Origin of the sequence: Oscillatoria sp. HE19RPO, assembly GCF_024220515.1 — a bacterium.
Lineage (GTDB): Bacteria > Cyanobacteriota > Cyanobacteriia > Cyanobacteriales > Laspinemataceae > Laspinema.
The window spans coordinates 1-4603 of record NZ_JAMXOT010000392.1; the positions used below are offsets into that span (position 1 = coordinate 1).

Here is a 4603-nt window from a genome sequence, read left to right on the forward strand (position 1 = left end):
GCAATGCTTGCGCCCCAGGGGCGCAAGCATTGCGCCCCTACACATACCTTCCTTTCATCAGTTGAACGGTTGGATGATTTATATTTTGCAATCCCCTAAGCGGAACCAAGGAACGCTTCTGCCCGTAGTATTCCGGCTGTTCCCTGGGTTCGACAATACTCACCACCAACGGGCAGGCATTCACCGGACAGCGATTCATCAGCCACCAGTCAAAGCGTTCTGCCAGCAGATAGTTGTACTGGCAGCGCAACATATCGAGCCAACGATCCATTCGGCATCGTTGCTCGTAGGTCGGCAGTAGTTTATACTGGTAGGCTAGTTTCATGCCATTATTGTAGCAGATATAAACATGATTGCTACCCATGAAACAGATAAGTCTTAGAATTTCGGATATTGAAAAGGAGCATTTGGACAGGTATTGTGAACTCACGGAACGCAATCAGACCGATGTTTTGCGGCAATACATTAGAAGTTTGTGCGTCTCAGGGGCATTGAACCCCATCGATGCACCCGCTATTCCTACCGACACTGACCCTTCGGTTACAGTGCTCGGCTCCTAGCGGTTAAGCTGAATACCAGCACCATTATCTCTGGTTCAAGCTCACAAAACCGAGTTTTTATGATTGACAGGAGCAACGTTTGCGGTCTACTCAGCGTTTTTGGCCCCTCCCGGGCCACGAAGCCCAAATAATAACAGGCAGAAGGGGATATGTTTAATACCACGGAAATCTTGATTGATGACTTCGTGCGCCAGCTTAAAGCAGGCTATGCCAGGACATACGGGGGTTTGAAACCAGACTATGCAGATATTATCGGTTGGGCAGGCCACATGGCCCTAGAGAACCTGGCAAATACCGATGCCTTGTACCACAATATCGAGCACACCATTAACATCACGTTAGTGGGACAAGAAATCTTGCGAGGAAAACACATCCGTGAGGGCGGCGTTTCCTGTGAAGATTGGCTGCACTTTATCATTTCTCTAGTCTGCCACGATATCGGCTATGTCAAAGGGGTTTGCAAACAGGATCGAACAACCGCCGGACTCTATGCCACGGGTTGCAATGGCGAAACGGTGACTCTACCGGAAGGGGCGACCTCTGCCAGCTTGACACCCTATCGAGTCGATCGCGATAAGCTATTTATTCAAGAGCGCTTTGGCGGTCATAAACTGATTGATGCTGAAGCCCTCAAGCGGAATATCGAACTGACGCGGTTTCCCATGCCAATGGTTGAGGATTCTCAGGAAACGGGCACTTATCCGGCACTGGTGCGGGCGGCGGCCCTAGTCGGCCAACTCAGCGACCCCAGATATTTGAAAAAGATTAGTGCCCTGTTCTATGAATTTGAAGAAATAGGCATGAATGCAAAACTGGGATACGAGAACCCTGGGGATTTGCGGGCCAAATATCCTCGGGTTTATTGGGAAAGCGTTTATCCTTACATTCAGGAGGCCCTACCTTACCTAGGGTTGACCCAACAGGGACAACAGGTTTTAGCCAATCTGTATGCCAATGTGTTTGTGATCGAGCATGAAAATTTGCACTGATGAGGAGCCAGGGGGAAAACTGGGTAGGGTGTGAAAATTTTTTACCCCAGAAAGCAGCAAACGACTCGCGGTGCGATCGCAGAGTCAAGATTATGGCTTAAAATGGAAAGGTTGTCAAAAATTTGAGTCATTCAGGTTATGGCGGTTCCCAAGAAGAAAACCTCGAAATCCAAGCGCGATAAACGCAAAGCGACTTGGAAGAACAAAGCAGCTTTGCAAGCTCAAAAAGCCCTGTCCCTCGGCAAGTCGGTATTGACCGGACGTTCTACGGGTTTTGTCTATCCTTCTGACGAAGATGACGAGGACGAAGAATCCTAAAGGTTGGGGTTCATTGATGGTCAAGACGCGGGCGATCGCGTCTTGCTATCCGTTCAGGGGAAAAATCAAGCATGAAGCATTGTCATTTGTCAAGTGCTTGATGCTGATTTTTTTAAGAGGCTGAAACTTCAGTCTTGGCAGCAGGCAAAATAATCATCGCGTCCCCAAAGGAATAAAAGCGATACTCCTGAGCGATCGCCTCCTGATACAACCCCAACAGGCGATCGCGCCCGATCAATGCACTCACCAACATCAACAAGCTCGATCGCGGTAGATGAAAATTGGTAATCAATCCATCAACGACGCGCCACTGATATCCCGGATAGATAAATAAATCAGTCTTGCCACAAAACGGCTGCAATTCCCCGGAGACTGCTGCACCTTCGAGCGATCGCACCCCGGTGGTTCCCACCGCAATCACGCGATTCCCCCGCGCTTTCGTCTCGCGGATTTTTTCCACGGTTTCCGGCGGCACTTGCACCCACTCTTCATGCATTTGATGGCGGGTGACATCCTCAACCTCCACCGGGCGAAAGGTCCCCACTCCCACGTGCAAGGTGACAAAGGCGCGATTGATTCCCTTGGCTTCCAGGCGATCGAGCAATTCTTCCGTAAAGTGCAACCCCGCCGTGGGTGCCGCTGCGGATCCAGACTCTTCCGCATAAACCGTTTGATACTGGTCCGGTGAAGCGACCGATTGGGTAATGTAAGGCGGTAAGGGCACCTGTCCATAAGACTCCAGTAACTCCCGGACGGAGGCCCCCGCTGTCGCTTCAAATTTCAAGATTCTCCCCCCAGTCGCGTCATCGGTGGCTAAAACTTTAGCCTGCAAGGTGGAGTTTGATAGAGGTTCGCCTTCTGGATGATCGGGCGCAGGAAACTGAATCAGTGCCCCGGGTTTTAAACGCCGACCGGGTTTGACTAATCCTAACCACTGGTTCTCCTCTTGTTCTTCTAACAGCAGGACCTCAACAGGTGTACCTGTGGATTTATAGCCGTAGAGTCTAGCTGGCATCACCCGAGTATTGTTGAGAACCAGTAAATCACCGGGTTCTAGGAGTTCGGGGAGGTCTCGGAATCGCCGATGCTGGTGACGGGTGGGGGAATCCACCACGAGCAACCGAGAACTATCCCGAGGGGTGACCGGATTCTGAGCGATGCGGTCTTCCGGCAGGTCGTAGTCATATCCGGATAGGGTGCGATCGCCCCCGGTATTCTTGTAGGTTGGGCCGTTGAGGGCGTTGACCGGGGATGTTAGGCTCTCAGAATCGATTTCGTTAGGGAACATACTTGTCATCCCAAAAAGGGATTTATTCGGTTGAATCTGTGCTAAGATAGAAAATTATAATGTAAAGTTTGGCGAATTAAATATTTATTTTTTAAATCGGATCAATTAAATAGTAGGGAAGTTCAGGAATTAGAGAAAACTGGCTATAAATACCTAGGATAGCTTAAGAACTGTTTAAAGAAAGGTCATCCCTCGGTAAGTTTAAAAACTTGGGTAGACTTCCCCATATCATCAGAGGGATCTTACCCATGTTAGAAAAACCAGGCGGTCTCCACAATAGAGTATAGAGCTTTGATGGTTATGCGATCGCAGGATGACGAGGGCATGGGTGAATGGGATAAAACCAGATCAACCCATAAACAAAGTTGGCAAAATCTCCAGATTTTCCCCACCCAGACACCTCCTCTAAAGTCACATCTCTAATTCGGTTCTATTCTTCCCTACTTCAGTTGGGTCTCTTTTAAATTCGATGAGAACGCAAAGCATCTGGATTCCTTTCCTGGCACTGACAGCCAACTCATGTAGCCATATTTCCCTGGCGCTACAAAGTCCAAAGGCTATAGTTTTTAAAGCTTTGCTAGGGATGGGGAGAGCTAGGTTTAGAAGCCAACAAGCAATCAACTAACCCACAGGACAAACCAGATGACTCATTATTGTCCAAGAATACGGAAATTGGTGAAGATGGATTACCTCTATCACCTGGCAAATGCCAGTCTAACCCTAAGAGTTGCGGAATATCTCAACACCAGCGAGAATCTGCCGGTTCGCTTCCTCACCGTGATTCATCAAATTGATGGATGGATTGTGCGGGTGAAAATGAATCACCCCCTCAAAGCGCAGCAGGATGGGGATTTTCGAGCCTTTATGAATGAACTAGGAATCCCCGGCCAACCGAGTATCCGCTTGCAAATGGCGCTCTGGGCCTTGGAAAACGAACAGTCTCCCATTGAGGTGATGCGTCGCTATCAGATTGCCGTTGTCTCTCACGGTCATCCTGACTTGAGTGAAATTGAGGAGTTTCGCGAGCAATTTGTGCAAGGGTTGGGCTATTGTCCGGAAACTTTAGCATAAGGGAACTCCAAAAAATAAAATACCCAAAAAACCCGCAGGCTGTTCGCGGAGCGTTCCGCTTAGAAAGCCTGGGGCTACACGGACAAAGCGGTGCCTGCGCGGGCTAATACAGTTAGAGTTAGGTGCTTAACCATCGGGATTTGGAGGATTTATTTGTTGGAACACCCTAATAATCCCGGCCCATTCCCACAACCAAACTCTGGTCACTGGGAAACAGTAGGGGGTTTTGAGTTTGGGGTTTCCAAGAAATAAATCATCCAAATGCGATGGTTAAGGAACTAAGGGGATTGCAAAATATAAATCCTCCAAACGCGCAACTGAAAGTAAGGTATGTGTAGGGGCGCAATGCTTGCGCCCCAGGGGCGCAAGCATTGCGC

General features: G+C 49.1%; 5 protein-coding genes. 3 read left to right on the plus strand and 2 right to left on the minus strand.

From position 1 onward, the window contains the following. Window positions 1-37 precede the first annotated feature (37 nt). Window positions 38-364: a helix-turn-helix domain-containing protein gene (locus NG833_RS27490; protein ID WP_309143889.1), complete on the minus strand. Its 327-nt coding sequence runs from the start codon at window positions 362-364 to the stop codon at window positions 38-40. A 345-nt stretch (window positions 365-709) separates the two neighbouring features. Here NG833_RS27490 and NG833_RS27495 point away from each other — a divergent pair, with 345 nt between their 5' ends. Next, a complete protein-coding gene (locus NG833_RS27495) occupies window positions 710-1549 on the plus strand; it encodes an Npun_R2479 family HD domain-containing metalloprotein (protein WP_254568455.1) in 840 nt (279 codons plus the stop codon). A gap of 138 nt (window positions 1550-1687) precedes the next feature. Then, on the plus strand, window positions 1688-1867 hold the full coding sequence (rpmF, locus tag NG833_RS27500; RefSeq protein ID WP_015151487.1) for a 50S ribosomal protein L32: 180 nt from the start codon (window positions 1688-1690) through the stop codon (window positions 1865-1867). 112 nt (window positions 1868-1979) lie between these two features. On the opposite strand, the gene queA is transcribed toward rpmF, so the two are convergent. After that, window positions 1980-3155 carry a tRNA preQ1(34) S-adenosylmethionine ribosyltransferase-isomerase QueA gene (gene queA, locus NG833_RS27505; protein WP_254568456.1) on the minus strand — a complete coding sequence of 392 codons (1176 nt, stop codon included), beginning with the start codon at window positions 3153-3155 and terminating at the stop codon, window positions 1980-1982. Window positions 3156-3836: 681 nt separating this feature from the next. On the opposite strand from queA, the gene NG833_RS27510 reads away from it, so the two are divergent. Beyond that, window positions 3837-4226 (plus strand): hypothetical protein, encoded by a 390-nt coding sequence (locus NG833_RS27510; protein ID WP_254568457.1) that lies wholly within the window; start codon window positions 3837-3839, stop codon window positions 4224-4226. Window positions 4227-4603 lie beyond the last annotated feature (377 nt).

Excerpts from the sequence above, each read along its gene's own strand:
- rpmF (WP_015151487.1), top strand. The coding sequence starts at position 1,688 with ATGGCGGTTCCCAAGAAGAAAACCTCGAAATCCAAGCGCGATAAACGC.
- NG833_RS27490 (WP_309143889.1), bottom strand. The coding sequence starts at position 364 with ATGGGTAGCAATCATGTTTATATCTGCTACAATAATGGCATGAAACTA.
- NG833_RS27510 (WP_254568457.1), top strand. The coding sequence starts at position 3,837 with ATGGATTACCTCTATCACCTGGCAAATGCCAGTCTAACCCTAAGAGTT.
- queA (WP_254568456.1), bottom strand. The coding sequence starts at position 3,155 with ATGTTCCCTAACGAAATCGATTCTGAGAGCCTAACATCCCCGGTCAAC.
- NG833_RS27495 (WP_254568455.1), top strand. The coding sequence starts at position 710 with ATGTTTAATACCACGGAAATCTTGATTGATGACTTCGTGCGCCAGCTT.